This window comes from Bradyrhizobium sp. P5_C11_2 (assembly GCF_054049755.1).
In genome coordinates, this window is the sequence record NZ_JBFULT010001069.1 from 1 (window position 1) to 1,120 (window position 1,120).

General features: G+C 66.9%; 1 protein-coding gene and 1 pseudogene. Both read right to left on the reverse strand.

Annotated elements, in window-relative coordinates; genetic code table 11:
• On the reverse strand, window positions 1-606 hold a 606-nt coding region (locus ACXJL8_RS41715), incomplete at its 3' end, for a tetratricopeptide repeat protein (protein WP_456687109.1).
• A pseudogene (locus ACXJL8_RS41720) lies at window positions 593-1,120 on the reverse strand (dihydroxy-acid dehydratase); the annotation flags it as partial. The pseudogene ACXJL8_RS41720 and the gene ACXJL8_RS41715, both read right to left, overlap by 14 nt.

Sequence of the window (1,120 nt, forward strand, 5' to 3'; positions counted from 1 at the left end):
GTGCTGGCCCTYCTGGGCGGCAAGGCCGAGCCAGCGCGCGCCGTAGCGGAAATCCTCGCGCGAGGCGTCCGGCGTCTTCAGGTAGAGCCGGGCGAGATCGTACTGCGCATCCGCATTGCCGAAATAGGATGCCGCGTAGGAGAACATCTCCCGGGCCCGGTCCGGATCCGACTTGACCTTCGAGTTCGGGATGCCGCTGAGATAATAGCGGCCGAGCGCGACGAAGGCGTTGGCCACGATCTGCGCCTGCGGCGCCGATGGGCTGTCCTCGGCATGAGCGTTCGCGATCCGGCTGAAATATTCGAATGCGCGCACATCGTCCTGGGCGACGCCGTCGCCATTGGCGTACATACGGCCGAGCTTCCACTGCGCGATGGGATGGCCGCCCTCTGCGGCATATTGCAGGGCGCTCAGCGAGGTCTCCTGGCCCGTCACCGCCGGCGGCACGGCCTTGCGCAGCGCGCCCGCCGCACTCGGCACGGCGGAGACCACGGGGATGGTCGCATCCTTCGTGTTGACCGGCGCGCCGTCGAAGGCGAGCGCCGGTGCGGCCAGCGCAGCAGCCCCCAACACAAACGCAACTATGGCACGCCTAGATGTCCGCATAACACTGTTTCTCGTGCGCGCCGCCCGGGTGGGTTACTGCCCCATCGACCGCCGGTCCTACCTGCTGAGCATATTTCCACAGCGCACCCGACGTGTGGTTAGTCGCGCGAGCGCGCCATTTGGTTTTGCGCTGAGCGAGCTCGTCGTCGCTCAATTTTACGTCAAGGGTGCCGGCGACCGCGTCGATCTCGATGATGTCGCCATCCTGCAACAGTCCGATCGGGCCCCCGATAGCGGCCTCGGGCCCGACATGGCCGATGCAGAAGCCACGGGTGGCGCCGGAGAAGCGGCCATCGGTGATGAGCGCGATCTTGCCGCCCATGCCCTGCCCGGTCAGCGCCGCGGTGGTCTGGAGCATTTCCCGCATGCCGGGGCCRCCTTTCGGCCCCTCGTAGCGGATCACGATGACTTCGCCTTCGCGGTAGGTGCGGTTCTGGACGGCCTCAAAGGCGTCCTCCTCCCGGTCGAAGCATCGAGCCGGACCGGTGAACCTCAGGTTGGACATTCCCGCGAC